Genomic DNA, 248 nt, shown 5'->3' on the forward strand with positions numbered 1-248 from the left:
GCGACACCGTGACCCTGACGGTCGGTCAGCAGAACTACACCGGTGCGGTGAACGCCGACGGCACCTTCTCGATCAACGTCCCTGGCAGCCAGCTGGCACAGAACACGTCCGTCAACGCCGCCGTCAGCCATACCGACGCGGCGGGCAATACCGGTTCTGCCAATACCGCGTCGAGCTACGCCGTGGATACCGCTGCACCGGTGGTGACCATCAGCCTCGACACCCTCGCCGGCGATGACGTGATCAAT

General features: G+C 64.5%; 1 protein-coding gene. It reads left to right on the forward strand.

Annotation, left to right across the window (positions count from 1 at the left end):
* Positions 1-248 (forward strand): hypothetical protein (locus tag KSP9073_RS17665; protein WP_165814296.1); only part of this gene is annotated, 248 nt, incomplete at both ends.

It is taken from the genome of Kushneria phyllosphaerae, assembly GCF_900312995.1.
GTDB lineage: Bacteria > Pseudomonadota > Gammaproteobacteria > Pseudomonadales > Halomonadaceae > Kushneria > Kushneria phyllosphaerae.